Source organism: Pseudoleptotrichia sp. (assembly GCF_057270515.1).
Window position 1 is genome coordinate 149,717 of the sequence record NZ_DBHIXS010000004.1, and the last position, 23,507, is coordinate 173,223.

At 32.8% G+C, this 23,507-nt stretch carries 23 protein-coding genes; 18 read left to right on the forward strand and 5 right to left on the reverse strand.

Annotation, left to right across the window (positions count from 1 at the left end):
- Positions 1-8: 8 nt before the first annotated feature.
- Both ACO5J6_RS04865 and rhaB read right to left on the reverse strand, forming a co-directional pair.
- Positions 9-1,265 (reverse strand): L-rhamnose isomerase, encoded by a 1,257-nt coding sequence (locus tag ACO5J6_RS04865; protein WP_485642438.1) that lies wholly within the window; start codon positions 1,263-1,265, stop codon positions 9-11.
- Between the two features lies 1 nt (position 1,266).
- Complete coding sequence (gene rhaB / locus ACO5J6_RS04870; protein ID WP_485642440.1) at positions 1,267-2,700, reverse strand: rhamnulokinase; 1,434 nt, start codon at positions 2,698-2,700, stop codon at positions 1,267-1,269.
- Between the two features lie 163 nt (positions 2,701-2,863).
- Between rhaB and ACO5J6_RS04875 the strand changes: the two genes are divergently transcribed.
- From ACO5J6_RS04875 to ACO5J6_RS04960, 18 genes are all read left to right on the forward strand, one after another.
- The gene (locus tag ACO5J6_RS04875; protein WP_485642441.1) at positions 2,864-3,838 is read left to right on the forward strand and encodes an AraC family transcriptional regulator; all 975 of its coding nucleotides are present in this window, start codon (positions 2,864-2,866) and stop codon (positions 3,836-3,838) included.
- Between the two features lie 107 nt (positions 3,839-3,945).
- Entirely contained in the window at positions 3,946-4,377 is a 432-nt protein-coding gene (gene rpiB, locus ACO5J6_RS04880) for a ribose 5-phosphate isomerase B (RefSeq protein ID WP_485642443.1), read from the forward strand.
- Between the two features lie 244 nt (positions 4,378-4,621).
- Positions 4,622-5,626 carry a LacI family DNA-binding transcriptional regulator gene (locus ACO5J6_RS04885; RefSeq protein WP_485642444.1) on the forward strand — a complete coding sequence of 335 codons (1,005 nt, stop codon included), beginning with the start codon at positions 4,622-4,624 and terminating at the stop codon, positions 5,624-5,626.
- A gap of 30 nt (positions 5,627-5,656) precedes the next feature.
- Positions 5,657-7,189: an ATP-binding cassette domain-containing protein gene (locus ACO5J6_RS04890; RefSeq protein WP_485642445.1), complete on the forward strand. Its 1,533-nt coding sequence runs from the start codon at positions 5,657-5,659 to the stop codon at positions 7,187-7,189.
- Entirely contained in the window at positions 7,186-8,139 is a 954-nt protein-coding gene (alsC, locus tag ACO5J6_RS04895; RefSeq protein WP_485642446.1) for a D-allose ABC transporter permease, read from the forward strand. Before ACO5J6_RS04890 ends, alsC begins: the two co-directional genes overlap by 4 nt.
- A 2-nt stretch (positions 8,140-8,141) precedes the next feature.
- Positions 8,142-8,822, forward strand: a complete 681-nt coding sequence (gene alsE, locus ACO5J6_RS04900) for a D-allulose 6-phosphate 3-epimerase (protein ID WP_485642447.1) — start codon at positions 8,142-8,144, stop codon at positions 8,820-8,822.
- A gap of 15 nt (positions 8,823-8,837) precedes the next feature.
- The gene (gene alsK, locus ACO5J6_RS04905; protein ID WP_485642448.1) at positions 8,838-9,740 is read left to right on the forward strand and encodes an allose kinase; all 903 of its coding nucleotides are present in this window, start codon (positions 8,838-8,840) and stop codon (positions 9,738-9,740) included.
- A 47-nt stretch (positions 9,741-9,787) separates the two neighbouring features.
- Complete coding sequence (gene alsB, locus ACO5J6_RS04910; protein WP_485642449.1) at positions 9,788-10,771, forward strand: D-allose transporter substrate-binding protein; 984 nt, start codon at positions 9,788-9,790, stop codon at positions 10,769-10,771.
- Positions 10,772-10,933: 162 nt separating this feature from the next.
- Positions 10,934-12,949, forward strand: a complete 2,016-nt coding sequence (locus ACO5J6_RS04915; protein WP_485642450.1) for a BglG family transcription antiterminator — start codon at positions 10,934-10,936, stop codon at positions 12,947-12,949.
- Positions 12,943-13,389: a PTS sugar transporter subunit IIA gene (locus tag ACO5J6_RS04920; protein ID WP_485642451.1), complete on the forward strand. Its 447-nt coding sequence runs from the start codon at positions 12,943-12,945 to the stop codon at positions 13,387-13,389. The genes ACO5J6_RS04915 and ACO5J6_RS04920 overlap by 7 nt, the downstream gene beginning before the upstream one ends.
- Positions 13,383-13,667, forward strand: a complete 285-nt coding sequence (locus tag ACO5J6_RS04925) for a PTS sugar transporter subunit IIB (RefSeq protein WP_485642453.1) — start codon at positions 13,383-13,385, stop codon at positions 13,665-13,667. The genes ACO5J6_RS04920 and ACO5J6_RS04925 overlap by 7 nt, the downstream gene beginning before the upstream one ends.
- 52 nt (positions 13,668-13,719) lie before the next feature.
- Positions 13,720-15,087, forward strand: a complete 1,368-nt coding sequence (gene ulaA, locus ACO5J6_RS04930) for a PTS ascorbate transporter subunit IIC (RefSeq protein WP_485642454.1) — start codon at positions 13,720-13,722, stop codon at positions 15,085-15,087.
- Between the two features lie 366 nt (positions 15,088-15,453).
- Positions 15,454-16,542: an NAD(P)-dependent alcohol dehydrogenase gene (locus ACO5J6_RS04935; RefSeq protein WP_485642455.1), complete on the forward strand. Its 1,089-nt coding sequence runs from the start codon at positions 15,454-15,456 to the stop codon at positions 16,540-16,542.
- A 260-nt stretch (positions 16,543-16,802) separates the two neighbouring features.
- Positions 16,803-17,729: a GTP-binding protein gene (locus ACO5J6_RS04940; RefSeq protein ID WP_485642456.1), complete on the forward strand. Its 927-nt coding sequence runs from the start codon at positions 16,803-16,805 to the stop codon at positions 17,727-17,729.
- A 271-nt stretch (positions 17,730-18,000) separates the two neighbouring features.
- Positions 18,001-19,293, forward strand: coding sequence for a glutamate-1-semialdehyde 2,1-aminomutase (hemL, locus tag ACO5J6_RS04945; RefSeq protein ID WP_485642457.1), 1,293 nt, complete (start codon positions 18,001-18,003; stop codon positions 19,291-19,293).
- Positions 19,294-19,359: 66 nt separating this feature from the next.
- Positions 19,360-20,430, forward strand: coding sequence for a nicotinate-nucleotide--dimethylbenzimidazole phosphoribosyltransferase (gene cobT / locus ACO5J6_RS04950; RefSeq protein WP_485642458.1), 1,071 nt, complete (start codon positions 19,360-19,362; stop codon positions 20,428-20,430).
- A 22-nt stretch (positions 20,431-20,452) separates the two neighbouring features.
- A complete protein-coding gene (locus tag ACO5J6_RS04955) occupies positions 20,453-21,100 on the forward strand; it encodes a histidine phosphatase family protein (RefSeq protein WP_485642459.1) in 648 nt (215 codons plus the stop codon).
- A gap of 151 nt (positions 21,101-21,251) precedes the next feature.
- Complete coding sequence (locus ACO5J6_RS04960; protein ID WP_485642460.1) at positions 21,252-22,025, forward strand: cobalt-precorrin-6A reductase; 774 nt, start codon at positions 21,252-21,254, stop codon at positions 22,023-22,025.
- A 94-nt stretch (positions 22,026-22,119) separates the two neighbouring features.
- Here ACO5J6_RS04960 and ACO5J6_RS04965 read toward each other — a convergent pair whose 3' ends face one another.
- From ACO5J6_RS04965 to ACO5J6_RS04975, 3 genes are all read right to left on the reverse strand, one after another.
- Positions 22,120-22,566: an META domain-containing protein gene (locus ACO5J6_RS04965; RefSeq protein WP_485642461.1), complete on the reverse strand. Its 447-nt coding sequence runs from the start codon at positions 22,564-22,566 to the stop codon at positions 22,120-22,122.
- A 224-nt stretch (positions 22,567-22,790) separates the two neighbouring features.
- Positions 22,791-23,123 (reverse strand): winged helix-turn-helix transcriptional regulator, encoded by a 333-nt coding sequence (locus ACO5J6_RS04970; RefSeq protein WP_485642462.1) that lies wholly within the window; start codon positions 23,121-23,123, stop codon positions 22,791-22,793.
- Between the two features lie 16 nt (positions 23,124-23,139).
- A complete protein-coding gene (locus ACO5J6_RS04975; protein ID WP_485642463.1) occupies positions 23,140-23,355 on the reverse strand; it encodes a heavy-metal-associated domain-containing protein in 216 nt (71 codons plus the stop codon).
- Between the last annotated feature and the right edge of the window lie 152 nt (positions 23,356-23,507).

Consider the following 23,507-nt stretch of genomic DNA (forward strand, 5'->3'; position numbering starts at 1 on the left):
CTTTTTTATTAGAATCTTTCGGATAAAACACTATCTTCATATTTTTTAATTTCTTCATAACATTTTCTGTCTACAGGGACATTGTTCATTTCACAGAAATAGTTCCATATATCCCCCAGAGGATAAGTTCTGATTTCTTCCTGCAACATCAGCAGTTCAGTAAAATTGTTCTGTTGCTGTAATCGGGACAGTTTCTCATTGGGAATGAGCAGAGCAGATAATAAAGCTTTTTGGACATTTCTCAATCCTGTTACCCACGCTGAAATACGGTTTATACTTGCATCGAAGAAATCCAGCCCTATAAATACTCTGTTTAAGGCATTATTACGGATGATTTCTTTGGCTATCTCCTTAGTTTCATCGTCAAAAAGCACTACATGGTCAGAATCCCAACGTACAGGTCTTGTGAGGTGCAGTGCAATCCTGTCATGGAACAGCAGCATGGAGGAAATCTTGTCGGATACCGTTTCTGTAGGATGATAATGACCGTTGTCCATTAGGGGAACTATATTGTTTTTAAGAGTATAGTTAGTTACAAATTCTGCCGAACCTACGGTATAAGATTCAAGACCAATCCCGAATACTTTTGATTCCAGACATACAAAGACTTTTTCTTTATCATAGCTGATATCCAGTATACTGTCGAGAGAGTCCTTAAATCTCATTCTTGGAGAAAGCCTGTCAGACGGAATGTCCTTATAGCCGTCAGGAATCCATATATTCATTAGACACGGCTGATTTAGCTCGGAAGCAAAATATTCGGAAATTTTTATACAGGCTTTGCAGTGATTAATCCAAAATTCTCTTACATCTTTTTCGGGACTCGATAAAGTAAGATTGTTTACAACCATATTATGGGAAAAAAGAGTAGGGTTGAAATCCAGTCCTATATCCTGATTTTTTGCGAATTTTACCCATTCCTTGAAATCTTCGGGTTCGAGTTTATCCCTGTCATGAAATTTACCGTTTTTAAAAATAGCATAATTGGAATGCAAATTCAGTTTATGTTTTGCAGGGACAAGGGAAAATACTTTGACTATATCATTCATCAGTTCTTCAGGATTACGGGCTTTCCCTGGATAATTTCCTGTAACCTGTATTCCTCCTGTCAGAGGGCCTTCCCTGTCAAATCCTTTTATGTCGTCGCCTTGCCAGCAGTGCATCGAAATTTTTATATTTTTTAATATTTCAAGAGCTTCATCAACATTCACTCCGATGTTTTCATATATCTTTTTTGCAGAGCTGTATCTTTCTTTGATGAACATACTAATCTCTCCTTTCATTATTAGCCAAAGGTCTGTATTTCTTGATTTCAAAAGATTTATAAATAAATTTTTTTGCTTCTTTCAAAGTTGAAAATTCCTTGTTTTGTATCATCTGGACTATGATATTTCCCACGGAAGAGGCTTCGGCAGGACCTGCATATACAGTCTTTCCTGTTCTGTTTGCTGTAAGTTGGTTTAAATAATCAGCATTTGAGCCGCCTCCTATAATATGTATCTGTTCATATTTTTTGCCTGTTATTTTTTCAATTTCTTCGGCTGTTTTATTATAAGAATCAGCCAGACTGTTATAGACAACCGAAGCAATTTCAGAAATTGAACGGGGAACAATCTGTCCCGTTTTTTCACAATATGATTGGATTTCCTTTATCATACTTTCAGGAGATAAAAAACATAAATCGTTTACGTTAATCCTTGAAGGAAAATCTTTTTCATCTTCTGCCATTTTGCATAATTCTGCAAAAGAATACTGTTTATTTATTTCATTTCTTACAGACTGTATAATCCATAGTCCTGTAATATTTTTCAAAAATCTGAATTTATAATGATAGCCGCCCTCATTTGAAAAGTTTAGGTTCATACTTTCTTTTGTAGAAATGGGGTTGTCGGTTTCAATCCCCATAAGAGACCATGTTCCTGAACTTATGTAAATGGAGCTGTTTTTTTCATCCGTTTCAGGTACTGAAATGACAGCCGAAGCTGTATCGTGGGAAGCAGCCATGATAACTTTACAGTCAAATCCGACCTGATTTATGATTTCTTTTTTAAAATTTCCTGTAACTGTTTCGGGTAAATTGAGAGGTAAAAATATATTTTTATTGAAATTGAGTTTTTCTATAAGCTCCCAGTCCCAGTCTTTCGTATCAGAATTTACCAGTTGAGTTGAAGTTGCGTTTGTGTATTCGGACTTTTTAACTCCTGTCAGGAGAAAACTGAAATAATCGGGAAGCATTAAAAAAGTTTCGGAATTGTCAAGTAATTCAGGATATTCTTCTTTAAAAGCCATTAACTGATATACAGTATTGAATACTTGTTTCTGAATACCTGTTCTTTTGTATAATTTTTCAGAGGATATTATATGTTCAATTTTTTTATCCATATTTTCAGTTCTGTGGTCTCTGTAAGCGTAGGTCTTTCCTATGATTTTATCATTTCTGTCCAGCAGAACATAGTCCACAGCCCACGTATCTATCGCCATACTTACAGGTATTTTGTCAATCTGTCTGCATATTTTGAGTCCTTCGATAATCTGCTGAAAAAGATATTCAGTATCCCAACACAGATTTCCTCCGTCGTTTATCATCCTGTTTTCAAAGCGGTAAATTTCTTTCAGTCGGATTTTATCATTTTCCATATAGCCTAAAATGTGTCTGCCACCTGAAGCTCCTATATCTATAGCTAAATAACAGTTCCCCATTTTTTCCTCCTATGAATATAGAATTGCAGTATATTTATTTTTATTTTACCGTGAAAACTTTAAAACTTTAGGTCTTTATAAAATAAAAAAAAGGACTTTGCTTGCAAAAACAAAATTATATAATATAATTAAATAAGACAGTTTATATTAAAGAGGTGATTCTGTGAGTGAGGAATTATTGGAAATATTGAAAAAAATTACGGTCGAAGAAAAAGTTATTTTAAGCGGAAAAAGAAAAATAAGAAAGGAGATTTATACATCCCGGAAAGAATTTGTTATAGAAAGCAAAAAATTTTTAAAAAATAACCAGCTGATTGGAATAAGAACCCACACGAGATTTACAGGCTTTCCTGAGCATAGTCATAATTATATAGAAATGATATACATGTACAGGGGATACACGACACATATTATCAATAAGGAAAAAATACAGTTAAGAGAGGGAGAACTCCTTCTTTTAAATCAGAATGCCGTTCAGGAGATTTTACCCGCGGGAAAAGAAGATATAGCGATAAACTTTATTATTCTTCCCGAAGTTTTCGATAAGATTTACTCCGTTATCGGAAAAGGAAACAGGATATATGATTTTATGATTTCTTCCATATCAAAAGAATATAGGAGTATCAGTTATCTGCATTTTCAGACTCAGGGAATGGTCATAATTCAGAATATTGTAGAAAATATAATACGGACGGTTTTACAGAATAAATCCAGAAATAATACTATAATTAAAAAATATATGGAAATACTTATTTTGACCCTTTTAGAAAATTCGGAAATAATTAAATCAGATTCTTCCATTTCCGAAAAATATGAAAAGGATTTATTGGATTCCGCTTTGGATTATATAGAGATTTATTATAAAAACGGAACATTGAAAGAATTTTCCACCATAAAAGGACAGAGGGCATATTTTATAAGCAGAATTTTAAAAAAATATACCGATCATAATTTTAAAGAATTAATTCAGGAAAAAAAACTCGAAAGAGCAGCATATCTGCTTTTAAAAACAAAGCTTTCCATTGAGGCGATACTGTCGGCAATCGGATACCGTAACAGCAGTTTTTTCTATAGGAAATTTAAGGAAAGATATAAAGTATCTCCTAAAAATTACAGAAAAAATAATAAAAAAAGTTAAAAAAAATTTATTTTTAACTATTTGACATAAAGAAAAAATGTGGTAATATAATAATAAGAACTAAGGTAAACGATTTCTCGAAAAATATGAAAAGGAAGGTGTCAATATTGAAAATAGCAATTGGAAGCGATCATGTAGGATTGGAATTAAAACCTGTCATAGTCGATTATTTAAAAGAACTGGGACATGAGGTCGAAGATTTCGGAGCATACACAAAAGAAAGAACCGATTATCCCATTTATGGTGTGAAAGTTGCCGAGGCAGTAGTAAAAGGAGGCTACGACTGCGGAATTGTAATGTGCGGAACGGGAGTAGGCATTTCAATAGCTGCCAATAAAGTAAAAGGAATAAGGGCAGTCGTATGCAGTGAGCCATATTCGGCAAAACTGTCCAAAGAACATAATAATACCAATATACTTGCTTTCGGTTCAAGAGTAGTGGGAAGCGAGCTTGCCAAGATGATTGTAAAGGAATGGCTGGATGCGGAATTTGAGGGCGGACGGCACTCCAACAGGGTCAATATGCTTGATAATATGTAAAACTATGATTTTGAATAATTCATAAATATAATTTTTATAATCTCTATTGACAAAATTAAAAATCAGGGTATACTATATCAATTATTAATTACGTAAACGTTTACTAATGAAAAACAGAAATAAAAATAAAATGAAAAAATATTATCAGCAGTATCAAATGTGTAAAAAATGTAAACGTTAAAAGGGGAAGTACAGATACAGAAAAATAAAAAATTATAAAAATATAAGTAGTGTGAGGGGAAAAATGAAAAATGAAAAAACAATATCCATAAAGGAACTGGCTGAAATATCCAATGTTTCCATAGCCACAATTTCAAGGGTTATAAATAAAAAAGGCGGCTATTCCAAAGCGACCGAAGAGAGAATTTTAAAGCTGATAGAAAGTAAGTCCTATCAGCGAAATGTCAATGCAAGGAGCCTGAGAACAAAAAAATCTCAGACTATCGGAGTTATCGTACCCGATATAAGTAACGAATTTTTTGCCAAAATTGTTCAGTCAGTAGAAAAACAGGCTATAAAATATAATTATTCGGTTTTTGTGTGTAATACCGATGAAAATATCGAAATTGAAAAAAGACAGCTGAGCAATCTTATAGGACAGTTTGTAGACGGAATAATTTACATAGGCGGAGGAGTTCAACTGGAAAATGACAGTCAACTGTTTAAGATTCCGGTAATTTATATAGACAGATACATAGATGACAAGGAAATATATATCGAATCCGATAATTTTCATGGAGGCTATCTGGCAGCACAGGAGTTGATCCGCTCAGGCTGCAAAAAAATGGCGGTAATGAAAGATATAAGAAAAATATCTTCGGCATATAAAAGATATTTAGGATTTTTGCAGGCAATGAAAGATTACAGAATGAATTTTGACAATAAACTGCTGTGCGATGTTACAGTTATAAGTCATAAGGAAGCTAAAGAAAAAACTCTGGAACTGCTTGATTCGGGAGAAGTGTTCGACGGAATTTTTGCTACAAACGACACTATGGCACTGGGAATAATGATGGCATTGAATGAGAGAAGGATAAAAATTCCCAATGAAGTAAAATTAGTAGGTTTTGATAATATTTCGGCAGCTGAAATGGCGGGTGTTCCTCTCACTACTATAAATCAGAATAAACAGAAAATGGGCGAACTGGCTGTGGAACTGCTTATGGACAAGATACTGGCAAGAAAGAGCAATGTCAGAAATATAAAAATACCTGTAAACCTGATTAGGAGAAAAAGTACGGAAAGTTAGAAGTATCGAAAGTCGGAAAGGAGAAGCGGTATGAGCAGCAATTCATTGGTAGAAATGAAAAATATTACAAAGAAATTCGGTATTGTTACGGCTTTAAATGAAATATCCTTTAAAATAAACAGGGGAGAAGTTCACGTTTTGCTTGGGGAAAACGGTGCCGGAAAATCTACGCTTATGAAGATTTTAAGCGGAGTTTATGAGCCGACATCGGGAAAAATAGTTATAGGCGGAAGAGATTATGAATTTTTGACTCCCAAACTTTCTTTTGAAAATAAGATTAGTATAATCTATCAGGAATTGAGCGTAATAAACGAGCTGTCAATTCAGGAAAATCTCTTTGTAGGGAAATTACCGACAAAAAAAGTATTCGGAGTGGAAACGGTCGATTATAAATATATGGAAGAAGTAACAAATAAAATACTGACCAAAATTGGACTGAACAGAGATCCCTATACTCCTGTAGAGGAGCTGACAATAAGCGAAAAACAGCAAGTCGAAATTGCAAAAGCTCTTGCGGCTGACGCAGATGTCATAATAATGGACGAACCTACAACGTCATTGACAGAAAATGAAACAAGCAATCTTTTCAGAATAATAAGACAGCTGAAAATGGAAGGAAAAGGGATAGTATATATATCCCATAAATTGAAAGAATTGAAAGAAATTGGAGATGTAGTAACGGTATTAAAAGACGGAAAAGATGTGGGAACAAGGAATATAAAAGATGTGGATATAAAAGACCTTGTAACGATGATGGTCGGTCGGGAAATAAAATCGAGATACGATTCAAATAATCCTGAACTTGACAGGAAAGAAGTAATTTTTGAAGTGAATAACCTGACCCGTATGGACGGGAAAGTAAAAGATGTTTCCTTTAAAATCAATAAAGGAGAAGTTTTGGGATTTGCAGGGCTGGTAGGTTCGGGAAGAAGTGAACTCATGGAAGCCATATTCGGAGTCGAGCCTATAAAAAGCGGAACTATAAAAATGTTCGGGAAAGAATCAATACCTAAAAATGAATACGACTCCATAAAGAAAGGAATGGGATTTGTTACTGAAAATAGGAGAGACACAGGATTTTTTCATAATTTCGACATTAAACAGAATATCTCGATACTGCCTTTTATCAAAAATTCAAAAATGAAAGGAATATGGGGACTTGTAAGCGATACGAAAGAAAAGGAATACGCACTTAAAGGGAAAAATCAGCTAAATATTAAATGTGCGTCAATAGACCAGAATATAACGGAGCTTTCAGGAGGAAACCAGCAGAAAGTAATATTGAGCAAATGGATGATGGCAGACTCATCACTTATAATATTTGATGAGCCGACTAAAGGGATAGATATAGGAAGTAAAAGTGAAATTTATACTATTATAAGAAAATTGTCCGATGAGGGAAAAATAATTATGATGGTATCATCAGAAATGCCTGAATTACTTGCCGTTTGTGATAAAATAGCAGTATTCAGGGACGGCGGGATAGCAAAAATTTTACCTATAAAGGAAGCTTCGGAAGAAGCGATAATGCAGATATTAACTAATGAAGGAGAGGAAAAATGAAATCAGAATTTAATACGTTATGGCAGAAATATGGGACTTTCGGCATTTTAATTATAGTAATGGTAGTTTTCGGGATAGGACAGCCTGCACTGTTTTTCTCATTTGACAATATAACACAGATTATACTGCAAAGTTCTGTAAATATACTGATTGCCTGCGGTGAATTTTTTGCAATACTGATAGCGGGGATAGACTTGTCAGTCGGCTCGGTAATCGCCCTCACGGGTATGTTTACAGGGAAACTGTTAGTAGCAGGTATGAACCCTGTGTTCGCTATACTGATAGGAGGAATTCTGGCAGGGGCGTTAATCGGATTGTTAAACGGATTTTTAGTCAATGTAACGGAATTACACCCTTTTATAATTACTTTGGGGACACAGGCGATTTTTAGAGGGATAACTCTTATTATATCCGATGCAAGACCTGTTTTCGGATTTAGCCCTTTATTTACAAAAATGATAGCCGGAAGAATTTTAGGAATACCTGTACCTGCAATTATAGCAGTTGTTATAGCTCTGATTTTGGGATTTCTGACGACAAAGACAAAATTGGGAAGAAATATATATGCCCTTGGGGGAAATAAACAGGCTGCATGGTTTTCGGGAATAGATGTAAAACTGCATACTCTTATTGTCTTTATAATATCAGGTACATGTGCGGGAATAGCGGGAGTTGTTTCCACAGCCAGAGTAGGAGCGGCAGAACCCGGAGCGGGAGCAGGCTTTGAAACATTTGCGATAGCCGCTGCAATTATAGGAGGAACAAGCTTTTTCGGGGGAAAAGGAAAAATATTCGGTGTCGTAATGGGAGGACTGATTATAGGAGTTATCAACAACGGTCTGAATTTACTGACAGTGCCGACATATTATCAGCAAATTGTAATGGGAGGATTAATCATCTTAGCAGTTACGGCAGATAAAATATTTGGAGGGAAAAAGAAAGGAGAATAAAAATGGGAAAAATGAAATTTTCTCCATCACTTATGTGTATGGATTTGACAAAATTTAAAGAACAGGTTGACATACTTAATGAAAGGGCGGATTACTACCATGTGGATATAATGGACGGTCATTTTGTAAAGAATATAACGTTATCCCCATTCTTCGTGGAACAGCTGAATAAAATCTCAAAATTACCTATCGACGTACATCTTATGACGGAATTTCCGGGAGATTATATCGATGAACTCGCAAAAGTAGGGGCAACATACATATCCCCCCATGCGGAAACTATAAATAAAGACGCTTTCAGAATTATAAACAGAATAAAATCATTAGGCTGCAAAGTTGGGATAGTTTTAAATCCGTCCACTCCTGTAGACTGGCTGGAATACTATATTCATTTGATAGATAAAATAACTGTTATGACTGTAGACCCGGGATTTGCAGGACAGCCTTTTATACCTGAAATGATTGAAAAAATAAAAAAACTGAAAACTTTGAAAGAAAAAAACGGCTATTCATATTTAATAGAAATCGACGGTTCGTGTAATGAAAGAACATTCAAGAGATTGACCGCTGCCGGAGCTGAAATACTGATAGTCGGAAGTTCGGGATTATTTAATTTGGATGAAAACCTGATAGCGGCGTGGGACAAAATGATAGATATATATAACAGAGAAACAGCTGAATAGTTTAAGGAGACAACTATGAATAGGCAAAAAAAATATATTTTAGGAATAGATATAGGAGGAACAAATTTCAGAATAGGACTGGTTTCCGAGAAGTATGAAGTGGAAGAATTTCAGATAAAACCTATTACTGAACTTCAAAAAGGAGATTTTATCGATAATCTTGTCGAGCAGATAAAATTTTATATAAATTCATACAAGAAAGAAATAGAAGCTATCGGAATAGGATTTCCGTCAATAGTAAGTAAGGATAAGAAATATGTGTATTCTACACCTAATATAAAAAATCTGGACAATATAAATATAGCCGATACCCTTGAAAAAAGACTGGATATACCTATATATATAAACAAAGATGTAAATTTTCTTATGCTCAGGGATATAAAAGAAAATAATATAAAAAATGACACAGTAGTTATAGGGCTGTATGTAGGGACAGGTTTTGGAAACGCGATTTATATAAATGGACAGATTATAGAAGGGAAACATGGTGTAGCCGGTGAATTGGGACATATTCCCGTTTTAAGGTCAAAAGAAGTATGTTCCTGCGGAAATACAGGCTGTATCGAAATGCATGCTTCGGGAAAAGCTTTGAAGAACATCAGCAAGGAAAACTTTCCTGAAACTGACATAGACAATATTTTTATGGAACATGGTGATACAAGGATTATTCAGGACTTTATTGACGCATTGGCGATACCCATTGCTACGGAGATTAATATTTTAGACCCTGATTATATTATCATTGCGGGTGGAGTTCCGATAATGAAAGGTTTCCCTATTGACAGACTGAAAAAAGCTATTTATGAAAAAGCGAGAAAACCTTATCCGGCAGAGGATATGAATATAATTATTTCCAATCATGATCAGAAAAGCGGAATATTGGGAGCTGCGTATTATATAAGAAATTATGAAAAATAGGTAATAAAATAAATTAATATAATAAAAAAATTTTAGGAGGAAAAAAGATGAACAGATTTTTGAAGAGCATTTTAATGCTTGTAGGATTATTTTTGTTAGTTTCGTGCGGCGGCGGCTCAAAGGAAACGGGAAAGACTGAAAATAGCAGTGCAGGTTCAGGAGAGGGAAAAGCTGAGGTTGCCATTATTCTGAAAACTTTGTCAAATCCTTTCTGGGTAAGTATGAAGGAAGGAATTGAAAAAGAAGCGGCGGCACAGGGAGTAAAAGTCGATATTTTTGCAGTAAATTCCGAAGAAGATGTTCAGGAACAACTGAAAATTCTGGAAAACCTCATGGGAAAAGGCTATAAGGCTATAGGAGTGGCACCATTATCCCCTGTAAACCTCATACCTGGAATAGTAGAAGCCAATAAAAAAGGAATTTATGTTGTAAACATTGATGAAAAAATAGATATGAACCAGTTGAAAGCTTCAGGAGGAAGTGTGCTGGCGTTTGTTACAACTGACAATGTAAAAGTAGGAGCAAAAGGAGCGGAATATATCATAAGTAAACTCGCTGACGGTGGAGAAGTGGCAATTATAGAAGGTAAGGCGGGAACTGCGTCAGGAGAATACAGAAAACAGGGAGCGACAGAAACATTTAAGGCAAATCCGAAAATAAAACTTGTGGCAAGTCAGCCGGCAGACTGGGATAGAGCCAAAGCTCTCGACCTTGCGGCAAACTTAATCCAGAAATATCCTAATCTGAAAGCGATATATGCGGCAAATGATACAATGGCATTGGGAGCTATGCAGGCAGTAGTAAATGCAAACAAACAAAATCAGATAATAGTAGTAGGTACTGATGGAGCCCCTGAAGCACTGGATTCCATAAAACAGAAAGGTCTTAGTGCAACTGTGGCACAGGATTCGGCAAATATAGGAGTGGAAAGTTTCAAAATTTTGTTGGACGCAATAAAAAATAAGCCTGAAATATCTCCAAATAATGAACCTAAAGAGATTCCTGTAGAATCTAAACTGGTAACACAGTAATATAGGAAAATGGAAATTTAAATTAAACTTTTGAATAAGTAGGACCGGATTATTTCCGGTCTTTTTTATAAAATTCAGGGGTAACTTTTTGTAAAATAAAAATAAAAAAACTTTATCTTGAAAATACTGATAAAAGAGGTATAACTGTAATGGGAGGTAGAAATGCTGAACAGTAGGGAAGTAAAAATTCTTGAATTTTTAATAAAACACGGAAATATCCCTGAAGATGAAATATTGGAAAAAAATGGAATAAATAAGAGGGTTTTCTCATATAATTTACAGAATATAAATATATTTCTAAAAAATATGGGATTGAAAAAAATAGAAAAAAAAGGGGAAATACTTCATTTTGATATTAATCAGAATTTGAAAAAAATATACTCCGCTATTGAAAACACAGGGAAATTTGACCAAAAAGAAAGAATAAAAATTTTAGAATTTAAACTTTTTTTTGATAAGAAACTAAATTTAAAGAAAATATCTGAAGATTTGGAAGTTTCTAAAACTACAATAAAAAAAGATTTTCGTATTTTAAAAGAAATTTTAGGTGAGAAGAAAATAAAAATTCTTTATAAAAATAATTTCGGATATTATTTGAAATACAATAATCTGGAAAATGAAGAATGGCTGAAAACCAAAAAGATAGAAGAATTTCTATTCCGAAATAAGGAAGAAAGAAAAATTTATCTGGAATACATAAGAAAAATTTTTTTAAATAATTTCGGGCAAATAGAAGAAAATAAAATATCTGATTTTCTGAATGATATAAATAAACATCTGAAATTAAACATTAAAGATGATACGTATAAAGTCCTGTATTCTTATCTATTAGTAATCATAAATGAAAAAAATGATAAGGAAAAGGTATCTCTTTCATTTATAGAGGAAACAAAAGAATTTAAAATTATAACTGAAAGTTTGAAAAAGAATAATATAGAGATTTTAAATAAAGTTTCTATTATAAAGTTTGCCGATTTTTTAATGGGAGTAACGATTAACAAATTAAATCTGGAAAACTGGCTCAATGAAGAAATACTGATCAGAAAAATGATGAAAGAATTTTTCAGATATACTGATTTGGCTATAAGTAATGATGAAATTTTGTTTGAATGTCTGCTTTATCATCTAAAGCCTACAATATACAGGATAAAAAAGGGTATTCATATAACAAATCCTGTATTTAGGGAACTGATAGAAAATAAAGACCCTATTTTAGATATTACAAGAAAGGTAATATCTGTTGCAGAAAAAGAAATAGGTATTTCCTTTCCTGAAGATGAAGTGGCATTATTAGGTTATCATTTTAAAGCATCTGTGGAAAGAAATGCAGATTATATAAGAAAAAAAGTGATATTAGTCTGCGGTTTGGGAGAGGGGACTTCCAAATTGCTGGAACGTAATTTAAAAGAAAATTTTAATATGGAAATACTGGCAGTTATTCCATATTATAAATTGGAAGAAACTGTAAATTCAGGGATAAAAATAGATCTGATACTGACGACTCTCGAATTGAAAGATATTTACAGTATACCTGTTTTGACGATAAAGCCGCTATTAGATGAAAAAGATATAAATAAAATTTCTGAATACGGAATTTTCAGAAGAAAAAGAAAAATTTTACTGTCTGAACTGTTGAAAGTTATAGAAGAAAGCGATGACAAGGAAAAACTTATAAAAAAACTGGAAAATAAGTTTAAGGATAATATATTGGATGATATAAATTATAAAAAGAAAAATGCCGAAAGATTTATCAGTTATTCCGATATAATGATATATAATGAAAATTTAAGCTGGGAACAGGCAATAAAAATGATTGGCAAAAATATGAAAGAAATGGGCTATATTACAGACAAATATATTCAGGAAATGATAGATATCATAAAGAAATTAGGCTCGTACATTGTAATCGAAGAAGGAATTGCAATTCCTCACGGAAGTATTTCCGAGAATGTTCTGAAAGACGGTATTTTTATATTAATTTCAAAAAAAGAGGTATTTTTGCCGAATGAAAAGCCTGTCAACATATTTATAGCATTTGCAATAAAAGAAAGGGAAAACCAGCAGAAAATTCTGAAATTTATATTTAACTTGGCATCTAAAGAAAATTTGAAAGAAAGTTTATTAAAATGTAAAAATACAAAAGATATTATTGACTATTTGGAGGAGATACAATGCTGAGTAAAATTTTGAAGGACAATATAGGGATAGAAAAAGAAGCATTAACTTGGAAAGAAAGTATAAGGACTGCTTCTGTTCCGTTAATAAAAAACGGAAAAATCGAAGAAAAATATGTAGAAGCTATGATAAATGATATAGAAAGAATGGGATTTTATGTAGTAATAACCGATAAAGTAGCTATGCCTCACTCAAGACCTGAAAATGGCGTAAATGAAACTTCGCTGTCATTACTGAAATTGGATAAAACTGTCAAATATGGAGAATATGATGTAAATCTAATTTTTATACTGGCTGCTGAAAATAAGGATAAGCATATTGAAATACTGAAGGAACTATCAGAATTTTTAGATGAAGATGATGAGATAGAAAAAATTATAAATGCTAAAACTATTGAAGAAATAGAAAAAATTTTTAAAGAAAGGGAGACAGAATTATGTTGAGAATTTTAACTGTATGCGGAAACGGAATAGGGAGCAGTCTTATGCTTGCGATGAAAATAGAGGAAATATGTAAGGAAGAGGGTATGAATGATATTTCGGTTGAATCGGCAGATTTTAACAGTGCTTTATCAAAAGATACCGATATAGTTGTAACGGTAAAAGAAATAGCAAGCCAATTTCCCGACAATAAAAATGTCATCGTAACGAGAAGTTACACAAATAAGAAAAAGATAAAAGAAGACGTATTGGAAAATATAAGGCAGCATTATAATAAATAAAATTATAAAAACGGATATAAAAAAATTATAATAAATGAAAAGGAGAATGATTATGAAAGGAATATTAATGTTTTTAACGGATATTTTAAGTCAGCCTGCGATATTATTAGGTTTAGTTTCATTTATGGGTTTGATTGCCCTGAAAAAACCCGGTCATAAAATTCTGACAGGGACTTTGGGTCCTATACTCGGATACATTATGTTAGGAGCGGGAGCGGATGTCATAACATCAAACCTTGATCCTTTGGGAAAAATGATAGAAAAAGGGTTCAATATAACAGGTGTCGTTCCAAATAATGAAGCGGTAGTAGCCACAGCTCAAAAAATGCTCGGTAAGGAAACGATGATGATACTTGTAGCAGGATTGCTTATAAATTTGCTTGTAGCGAAGTTTACGAAATATAAGTACATCTTCCTGACAGGACATCACAGCTTCTACATGGCATGTCTGCTGTCGGCGGTATTGGGAGCCATGGGATTTGCAAATATTGCTTTGATTATCATAGGAGGATTTTTCTTGGGAACGTGGAGTGCAATATCTCCTGCAATAGGTCAGAAATACACTTTGAAAGTTACCGACGGTGAAGAAATCGCCATGGGACACTTCGGCAGTCTAGGTTACTATATATCTTCATGGATTGGAGGAAAAGTAGGAAATCCCGAAAATTCCACAGAAAATATTGAAATACCTGAAAAATGGGGATTTTTAAGAAATACTACAATAGCAACGGCAATTACAATGGTAGTGTTTTATCTGATAGCCGGAATTGCAGCCGGAAGTAAGTTTGTTTCAGAGCTTTCAGGCGGTGTTTCTCCATATCTGTATGTCATAATGTTAGGATTGAAATTTGCGGTGGGAGTAGCAATAGTATATAACGGTGTCAGAATGATTTTGGCTGATTTGATACCTGCATTTCAGGGGATTGCAAGAAAAATAATTCCTAACAGTATCCCTGCGGTGGATTGTGCGGTATTTTTCACATTTGCACAAACAGCGGTTATAATCGGATTTATTTTCAGCTTTATCGGCGGAATAATAGGAATGATAATATTGGGAATTTCAGGAGGAATGCTGATTATTCCGGGATTAGTGCCTCACTTTTTCTGTGGAGCTACGGCGGGAATATATGGAAATGCTTCAGGAGGGAAAAAAGGAGCAATGGTCGGAGCTTTTGTAAATGGTTTATTACTGTCATTTCTGCCTGCTGCATTGCTTCCTGTACTTGGTAAATTGGGATTTGAAAATACTACATTTGGAGATGTCGATTTTACAGTGATAGGAATTCTTTTGGGAACTGTAAACAGTTTTATAGGTCATTTGGGAATATATATAATAATGCTTATAATTATTGCTGTACTGATTATTCCAAGTTTTTTGAAAACAAAGTCGGAAGTAATAAATAATATTGAAGAAGAATAAAAGAGATATAAAAAATAATATTTATATTATTTATTTAAAAATTTAAACTATTTTTTATTTGAGGAATTGTTTTTGATCTGATTAAGAACAGTTCCTTTCTATATTTTTATCTTCCGTTTTCCCAATCAGGAAAAACATGACAAAGAATAATAATAAAAAAAATTCAAAATTAAATTATAAAAATAACAATATTAAACGTTATCTCAATGTGAAATAAGTATTTTTTAGAAGTTAGCTATTGATAATATTGATAAGTTGAATAATTGATAAAAAGAATTTGATTTTCATATTTGCATATGAGCATATGTTAGGGTATACTATATTAGTATAAAAAATTATACAAAAATAATTCAGGAGGTTTTTCTTATGGCAGAGCAAATGAAAGCATTTGTAATGAAAAAAATAGGAGAAGTAGGTTGGATTACAAAAGACAGACCTGAATGCGGGCCGACAGACGCAATTATAAAACCGTTAGCATTGGCTCCATGTACTTCAGATATACACACAGTATACGAAGGCGGAGTTGGAGAAAGATTTGATATGGTTTTAGGACACGAGGCTTGCGGAGAAGTAGTGGAAGTAGGGTCTCTCGTTAAAGATTTCAAAGTTGGAGATAAAATATTGGTCGCAGCAATAACTCCGGATTGGAATTCAGTTGAAGCACAGGCAGGGTTCCCTATGCATGGTGGAGGAATGTTGGCAGGTTGGAAATTCTCAAACGTAAAAGACGGAGTTTTCGGTGAATATTTCCATGTCAATGATGCTGACGGAAATTTGGCATTAATGCCTAAAGGAATGGACTATGGAACAGCATGTATGCTGAGTGATATGGTTCCTACAGGGTTCCACAGTGCAGAATTGGCAGATGTACAGTTCGGTGATGTGGTAGCAGTATTCGGATTAGGACCTGTCGGACTTATGGGAGTTGCAGCTGCAGCATTGAAAGGTGCAGGAAGAATAATAGCTGTTGATTCAAGACCTCAAGTAATTCCTATAGCTAAAGCTTACGGAGCTACAGATATAGTTGACTTTAAAGTTGCACCGACAGAAGACCAGATTATGGAACTGACTGGCGGAAAAGGTGTGGATAGAGTGCTGATAGCAGGAGGAGACCAGAGATTGTTTGCTACAGCTATGAAAATACTGAAACCGGGTGGACGTTTAGGAAACGTAAACTACTTAGGAAGTGGAGATTTCATACAAATCCCAAGGGTAGAATGGGGAGCTGGAATGGGACATAAGAGAATTTACGGAGGACTAATGCCGGGAGGTAGATTAAGACTTGAAAAACTGGCAAGATTGATAGAATTCGGCAAATTGGATCCAAGCTTACTGATTACTCACAGATTTGACGGATTTGAAAATGTTGAAAAAGCACTGGAATTAATGAGAACAAAAGAAGACGGAGTAATTAAGCCTGTAGTATATATGACTTCTGAAAGAGTAAATAAATAAGTAAAATAATAAAAAATATATTGAAAGGGCTGTCTTAAAATTAGAAAATAAGCATAAGTTAATTGAGATTATACTGAAAATAATATTTTTTAATTTTTAGGCAGCCCTGTTTTATTCATATTATAGTAAAATTCCTGTAATATCGGACTGATAAATTCTTATAAAAATGAAGTAACTGAAATTTTTTAGTTTCATTTTAAAGCGGTTTTACTATATTTAAATATACATTACTTTTTTGATAAATGAAAGGAGCAGGAAATATGAAAATACTTGTTATTTCAGGTTTTCTTGGAGCAGGAAAAACGACATTTATTAAAGAAATGGTAAAAAGTACGAAAAGAGAATATGTCATATTTGAAAATGAGTTCGGAGATGTAAATATCGACAGTGAAATATTGAAAAATAACAATGAGACGGAAGAAAAGGAGATAGAACTCAACGTGTGGGAATTGACGAGCGGTTGTGCCTGTTGCAGCACAAAGGCTGATTTTATGTCATCCCTACTCGTTATAGATAATACTCTGAATCCTGATTTTTTAATAGTTGAACCGTCGGGAATAGCAGTTTTGAGTAATATTTTAAATAATGTAAAAAATGTAGAATATGAAAGAATACAGGTGCTTCCTCCTGTAACAATAATAGATGCGGGAACATATTTTAAGTATAAAAATAAATATGAGGAAGTATTTATGGACCAAGTCCAAATGGCGGCTCATATTCAGTTATCAAAAGTGGAAAATATGGCAGATGATGAGCTAAATATAATTTATGAGGACATAAAAAAAATAAATCTTCATGCCGATATTCATATAGCGGATTATCATAATCAGGATATGGATTACTGGAACAGTCTTTTCAGTGGGGAGCTTGTAAAAATTGAAAATACCGATTTGATAGATGTAAAAAATAAAATGACAAATGTTACTTATAAAGGTGCTTATGCCGAAAATCCTGCCGTTCTTACGTTTTTTCTGGATAAACTGATTTTAGGATATTATGGAGATATAAACAGAGCGAAGGGAGTGTTTAAAGGTCCTGATTATAATATGCATATTGATGTGGTAGATACGGGCTACAATATTTCCTTTTCAGAGGTAGAAGCTGAAAATAATACAGTATTTATAGGAAAACCGATTGATAAAGAATTATTATTAAAAGAATTGAAGGAAATGGGCAGTTATAAATAATATTCAAATATATCAAATTTCTCAGGAATTTTATTTCCTGATTTTTTTGTTTATAAGAAAAATAAATTTATTTTTAAAATTTTTAAATTTAAAAATTTTAAAAGCGTAAATTGATTAATTGATTAAATGAAATAAATTTTGTAAATTCCAAAAGAAGAATTAATTTCTTTTATTTTTATCGAATTTTATATTTAGAATATTTTAAATAGTTTGATTTTAAAGCAGTTTAAGTATATAATATAAGAAATTATGTAAAAAATAGGAGAATAAAATGAAAACTGAAAATTCAAGGAAAATATTTGAAAAAGCAAAAAAATCAATTCCCGGAGGGGTAAACAGTCCTGTAAGGGCATTTCAGTCCGTAAATAAAGATTATCCTATATTTATAGAAAGCGCGAAAGGCAGCAGGCTTTGTGATGAGGACGGAAATGAGTATATAGACTGTATAGGTTCATGGGGACCTATGATTTTAGGTCATAATTACCCTGAAGTATTGGAATGTATAAAAAAGGAAGTGGAAAAAGGGACTTCTTTCGGTCTGCCTACAAAAAAAGAAGTGGAACTGGCAGAGCTTGTAAAAGAATGTTTTCCGTCTATTCAAAAACTCAGACTTACAACTTCAGGCACAGAAGCTGCAATGGCGGCAGTGAGAGTAGCCCGTGCATTTACAGGAAAAAATAAAATATTGAAATTTGAAGGATGTTATCACGGACATTCTGATTCGCTTATGGTTAAGGCGGGGTCAGGACTTCTGACTTTTGAACATCAGGACAGCAACGGTATAACGGACGGAGTGATAAAAGATACTTTGACATTGCCTTTCGGAAATATTGAAAAAGTAAAAGAACTTTTAGCCAGAGAAAAAGACATTGCTTGTATAATATTGGAGCCAATCCCTGCAAATATGGGATTGATTGAGACTGATAAAAAATATTTGGAAGAACTGAGAGAAATAACTGAAAAGGAAAATATAATTCTTATATTTGATGAAGTAATAAGCGGTTTCAGAGTGGCATTGGGAGGGGCTCAGCAGCTTTACGGGATAACTCCTGATTTGACAGTGCTTGGAAAGATAATAGGCGGAGGCTATCCTGTCGGAGGATTTGGAGGTCGTGAAGATATTATGAACCTTGTTTCACCCGTCGGAAATGTCTATCATGCGGGAACTCTGTCGGGAAATCCTGTTTCCGTGGCAGCAGGGATAAAGACTATCTCCATATTGAAAAATAATCCTGATATATATACGAAACTGAATGAAAAAGTCCATAATTTTATTCAGGGAATAAAGAAATTAATAGAAAAATATAATATAAATGCAACTGTAAACTGTAAAGGAAGCTTGTTTACAATATTTTTTTCCGATAAAAAGGTGAAAAACCTTGAGGACGCTATAAATACAAGTGATAAAATGTATAACATATATTTTGATACTATGCTTGAAAATGGGATAATAGTTCCGCCGTCTAAATACGAGGCTCATTTTATATCCATGGCTCACACTGACGAAGAAATGAAAAAGATACTTGAGATTACTGAAAAAGCTTTCGATAAAATGGCAAAATGATTTAAAAATGAGTAATGATTATAAAGAGTAATAGTTATAAAATAAAAAGAGAGGGTGAATTTTGTTGTGCATTATTCTAAAATTTTAGCCGACACTATAAAAAATATAATACCGATAAATAGAGAAAGAATGAAAAATAAGGAAAAAGAACTGAATTCACTTTTAAAGACGCCGAAAGGGCTTGGAAAACTTGAAAATCTCGCAATACAGCTTGAAGGAATAAAAGAAAATTATAGACCTGAAAAAAAGATTGTAACGGTAATGGCAGCAGATAATGGAGTTGAGCGGGAAAAAGTAAGTAAATCAAAGAGGGTCATTACTCAATATGTAGTGGAAGCCATGCTTCAAGGGAAGTCCTCTATAAATGCTCTCGGAAATGTATTTAATGCTGATGTGAAAGTCATCGATCTCGGAATAGACAGAACGACAGATACTGAAAACATAATAAATCTCGCAGGTATCATAGACAGAAAACTTATGCATACGGGTACTCATAATATAGCTGAAAGAGCTGCAATGTCTTATGATACTGCGATTAAAGCAATAGAAACGGGAATAGAAATCGTCGATATTTTTGTTCAAAAAGGCTATAATCTTTTTGCTACCGGTGAAATGGGAATAGGAAATACCACTACAAGCAGTGCGATGTTAAAAGTCTTTACGGATTTGCCTTTGGACGATATTGTAGGTTATGGGAGCGGGATAGATGATAAAACGCTGAAACATAAGAAAAATATTATAGAAAAAGCGATAAATATAAATAGCGAAAAAGAAAATATAAATTCTGCCGACCCTATAGATGTACTTGTAAAAGTTGGAGGACTGGATATTGCAGGAATGACAGGAGTTTATCTTGGTTGTGCAAAAAACTGCATACCTGTTGTAATTGACGGATTTATTTCGTCTGTAGCTGCATTATGTGCATATAAACTGTGCAAAAATTCAAAAGATTATATGATACCTTCTCATCTAAGTGAGGAACAGGGAATGAAATATATTATGAAAGAACTAAAAATGGAACCTCTTCTGTTTATGGATATGAAACTGGGAGAAGGTACAGGAGCGGTTATGATGTTTCCTGTAATAGAGGCGGCATGTAATATAACAGGAACAGTGAGAAAATACCCTCAAGTATAAATTACGGGAGAAAAATAATAAAATGAGCCAGAAGGATGATAATAACAGGAAAGACGAGAAAAGCTTGAAACTATATATTGTAAGGCACGGCGAAACCGAATGGAATTTAATAAAAAAATTTCAAGGCCAGTTAGATTCTCCATTGACAGAAAATGGGATAAAGATAATGAAAAATACGGGGAACAAGCTTAAAAACATTATATTCAGCCGAGTTTATACAAGCGAGCTGGGCAGGGCTGTAAAATCGGCAGAAATAATCTTAAATAAAAACATAAATTATAAAAATGACAAAATAGAAATAAAAAAGATGTCTGAATTAAATGAAGTTTATTTTGGACTTTGGCAGGGACTAAGTCATGAAGAGGTATTTGAAAAATATTCTGAGGAAGCGGAAAATTATTTTCATAATGTAAAAAGGTATAATGCTGAAAATATAAAAGCTGAAAAGCTGAAAGACGCTTTAGACAGGTTTTTGAGAGGGATAAAAAAAATTCTAAAAAATTATAAATCAGGAAATATACTTATAGTTACTCATGGAACTGTGCTTGAAATGTTTATAAATTATGTGGAAAATAAGGATTTACTCGAAATAAACGAAAGAAAACTTGTAAATAATGGAGATTATAAAATTTTTAATTATAAAAATGGGAAATTTTCGGAAGAAAAATAAAATATATTAAACATCAGATAAACTGAATTATCTAAAAAGATAATAAAAAATTGGTAATGATACTATTTTGGCAAAGACAGTATAATAAAGATATAAATTGGAAAATAACTGATTAAAATAAATTTTTTAACAAATGAGAGGAGATTTGAAAATGATTTGGATAATCGGAGGGACAAAAGATTCGAGGGATATATTTGAAAAACTGATAGAAAAGACCGACAGAAGCATACTTGTCAGCACGGCTACAGAATATGGAGGAAAACTTCTTGAAGAATATATTGAGAAAAATAATAATGATAAGAGGGAACTGAAAGTAGTTTCCGAGAGATTGAGCGAAGAACAAATGAGAGAACTGATTAAAAAGGAAAATATAAATTTGATTGTGGATGCCAGTCATCCTTATGCGATAAATGTAAGTAATTTTATAATAAAAGTAACAGATGAAATGAATGTAAAATATATGAGATTTGAAAGAAAAATGCTTGATTATGGAAATGAGAACATAGAAAAATTTGACTCGCTTGAAGAAGTAAATGAATTTGTAAAAAGGCTTGAAGGAAAAAATATACTAAGTACATTGGGGTCAAATAATCTGAAAGATATAAAAGAAATGGGAGAAAAAAATAATCTGTATGTAAGAATGTTGCCCACTGCCGATTCTATAAAAAAAGCTGAAGAATTAGGTTATTTGCCTTCGAGAATAATAGCAATACAGGGACCTATAAGTAAAATATTGAATAAAGCAATGCTTGAAACTTATAAAATAGACTATCTCATAACCAAGGAAAGCGGGACAACAGGAGGAGAACAGGAAAAAATCGAAGCGTGCAGGGAATGCGGAACAACAGTTTTAGTAATAAAAAGACCTTTCCTTGACTATGGAAAAGTTTATTATGAAATTGATGACTTAATGAAAGATCTGTAAAATAAAAATAGAGCTGTTTCAAAGCTGAAAAGACTTTTATTTTTGAAATAGCCCTATTTTTATATTATTTAACTATTATTCAATTGTTCAATTTTTATTCAACTTTTTCAAAAGTTAAAGCTCCATTGCCGGTTTTTAGTATCAGAGTATTGCCTTTTAATTCATAAGATTTCACGTTTTGAAGTTGTTCAAGATATTTACTTTCCAAATCCATTAAGTCAATATCCCCTGCCATTAAGGAAACAGTTATCGGAGTAAAGGAAATACCGTTACCTTTCAGTTTATATTCTGCGGAATATGTATTTATCCCTGAATGACCGCTCATTCCTTCAGAAGAAAATTTTAGAGTAATTCCATTTTTCAATTTTTTATCTGAATAAATCTGCTCTAAATTTACTCCTGTAAGATTTTTTAATTTCCATGAAGTATTCGTAAGGTTAGCTGATTTAACGGGTGTCCTTTGATTTTCACCTTTTGAATCTGAAACACAGCTAAAAATAAAGAATATTGAAATTAAAGCTAATATAATTTTTAATTTCATAATAAATCATCCCTTTCAAATTTTTCTATATATATTATACCCAATAAAACTTAAAAGAAAATGAGAAATGGAATTTTTTATTTATAAAAAAATGGTATTAAGAAAAAAACACATCGGTTAATCAGATCAATTTACCATAAGAAAGATTTTCATATTTCTATGTTATAGAGATTTATTATGTTATATTAATATTTTGTTATATCAATATTTTCAAAATAAATGTATTATTTCGATGATTTCATATATTCCTTTCCCCATTCACATAAAGATTTTAATACAGGCTCGATAGTTTTGCCTGTTTCGGTCAGAGAATACTCTACTTTTGGAGGAATTTCAGGATAAACGGTTCTTTTTATTATTTTTTTATCTTCGAGTTCCCTTAATTGTTCGGTTAAGGTTTTAGTAGTTATATTTCCCAAAACTTTCTGAAGTTCATTAAAACGTATGATTTTTTTATTATAAATATTCCATAAAATTCGTAATTTCCATTTTCCGCTTAATATATTAATGCCTAAGTCCATAGGACATATATCTGACGGGGATAGTGATTTTGCCATTTTATTTTATTCCTTATTATATATTTTTTATATTTTTAACCGAATATCCTGCGAATTTGATTATGTCTGAAATTGTTTTATCATTTATATCGGAAGAAAAATCAACTTCAGCATTTTTGTTATCAAGATTTATTTGTACTTTTTCAGTTTCAGGGATTCCGTAAAGGGCATTTTCCACTTTTTCCGCACAGTGAGAGCAGCTCATTCCTTCGATTTCTATAATTTTTTTCATATAAAAAACCTCCTGTATTTTTTGATTAGGAAACATTTTTGTATATACATATTATCAAAAATAAACTCCTATGTCAATTTATATTTTAAATTTATTTCTAACCGTATTTCTACAAAATATAGCTATTTAGGAAACAGATGAGTAAGTTACAT

Excerpts from the sequence above, each read along its gene's own strand:
- ACO5J6_RS04865 (WP_485642438.1), bottom strand. The coding sequence starts at position 1,265 with ATGTTCATCAAAGAAAGATACAGCTCTGCAAAAAAGATATATGAAAAC.
- rhaB (WP_485642440.1), bottom strand. The coding sequence starts at position 2,700 with ATGGGGAACTGTTATTTAGCTATAGATATAGGAGCTTCAGGTGGCAGA.
- ACO5J6_RS04885 (WP_485642444.1), top strand. The coding sequence starts at position 4,622 with ATGAAAAATGAAAAAACAATATCCATAAAGGAACTGGCTGAAATATCC.
- ACO5J6_RS04890 (WP_485642445.1), top strand. The coding sequence starts at position 5,657 with ATGAGCAGCAATTCATTGGTAGAAATGAAAAATATTACAAAGAAATTC.
- alsC (WP_485642446.1), top strand. The coding sequence starts at position 7,186 with ATGAAATCAGAATTTAATACGTTATGGCAGAAATATGGGACTTTCGGC.
- alsE (WP_485642447.1), top strand. The coding sequence starts at position 8,142 with ATGGGAAAAATGAAATTTTCTCCATCACTTATGTGTATGGATTTGACA.
- alsK (WP_485642448.1), top strand. The coding sequence starts at position 8,838 with ATGAATAGGCAAAAAAAATATATTTTAGGAATAGATATAGGAGGAACA.
- alsB (WP_485642449.1), top strand. The coding sequence starts at position 9,788 with ATGAACAGATTTTTGAAGAGCATTTTAATGCTTGTAGGATTATTTTTG.
- ACO5J6_RS04915 (WP_485642450.1), top strand. The coding sequence starts at position 10,934 with ATGCTGAACAGTAGGGAAGTAAAAATTCTTGAATTTTTAATAAAACAC.
- ACO5J6_RS04920 (WP_485642451.1), top strand. The coding sequence starts at position 12,943 with ATGCTGAGTAAAATTTTGAAGGACAATATAGGGATAGAAAAAGAAGCA.
- ACO5J6_RS04925 (WP_485642453.1), top strand. The coding sequence starts at position 13,383 with ATGTTGAGAATTTTAACTGTATGCGGAAACGGAATAGGGAGCAGTCTT.
- ulaA (WP_485642454.1), top strand. The coding sequence starts at position 13,720 with ATGAAAGGAATATTAATGTTTTTAACGGATATTTTAAGTCAGCCTGCG.
- ACO5J6_RS04935 (WP_485642455.1), top strand. The coding sequence starts at position 15,454 with ATGGCAGAGCAAATGAAAGCATTTGTAATGAAAAAAATAGGAGAAGTA.
- ACO5J6_RS04940 (WP_485642456.1), top strand. The coding sequence starts at position 16,803 with ATGAAAATACTTGTTATTTCAGGTTTTCTTGGAGCAGGAAAAACGACA.
- hemL (WP_485642457.1), top strand. The coding sequence starts at position 18,001 with ATGAAAACTGAAAATTCAAGGAAAATATTTGAAAAAGCAAAAAAATCA.
- ACO5J6_RS04955 (WP_485642459.1), top strand. The coding sequence starts at position 20,453 with ATGAGCCAGAAGGATGATAATAACAGGAAAGACGAGAAAAGCTTGAAA.
- ACO5J6_RS04960 (WP_485642460.1), top strand. The coding sequence starts at position 21,252 with ATGATTTGGATAATCGGAGGGACAAAAGATTCGAGGGATATATTTGAA.
- ACO5J6_RS04965 (WP_485642461.1), bottom strand. The coding sequence starts at position 22,566 with ATGAAATTAAAAATTATATTAGCTTTAATTTCAATATTCTTTATTTTT.
- ACO5J6_RS04970 (WP_485642462.1), bottom strand. The coding sequence starts at position 23,123 with ATGGCAAAATCACTATCCCCGTCAGATATATGTCCTATGGACTTAGGC.
- ACO5J6_RS04975 (WP_485642463.1), bottom strand. The coding sequence starts at position 23,355 with ATGAAAAAAATTATAGAAATCGAAGGAATGAGCTGCTCTCACTGTGCG.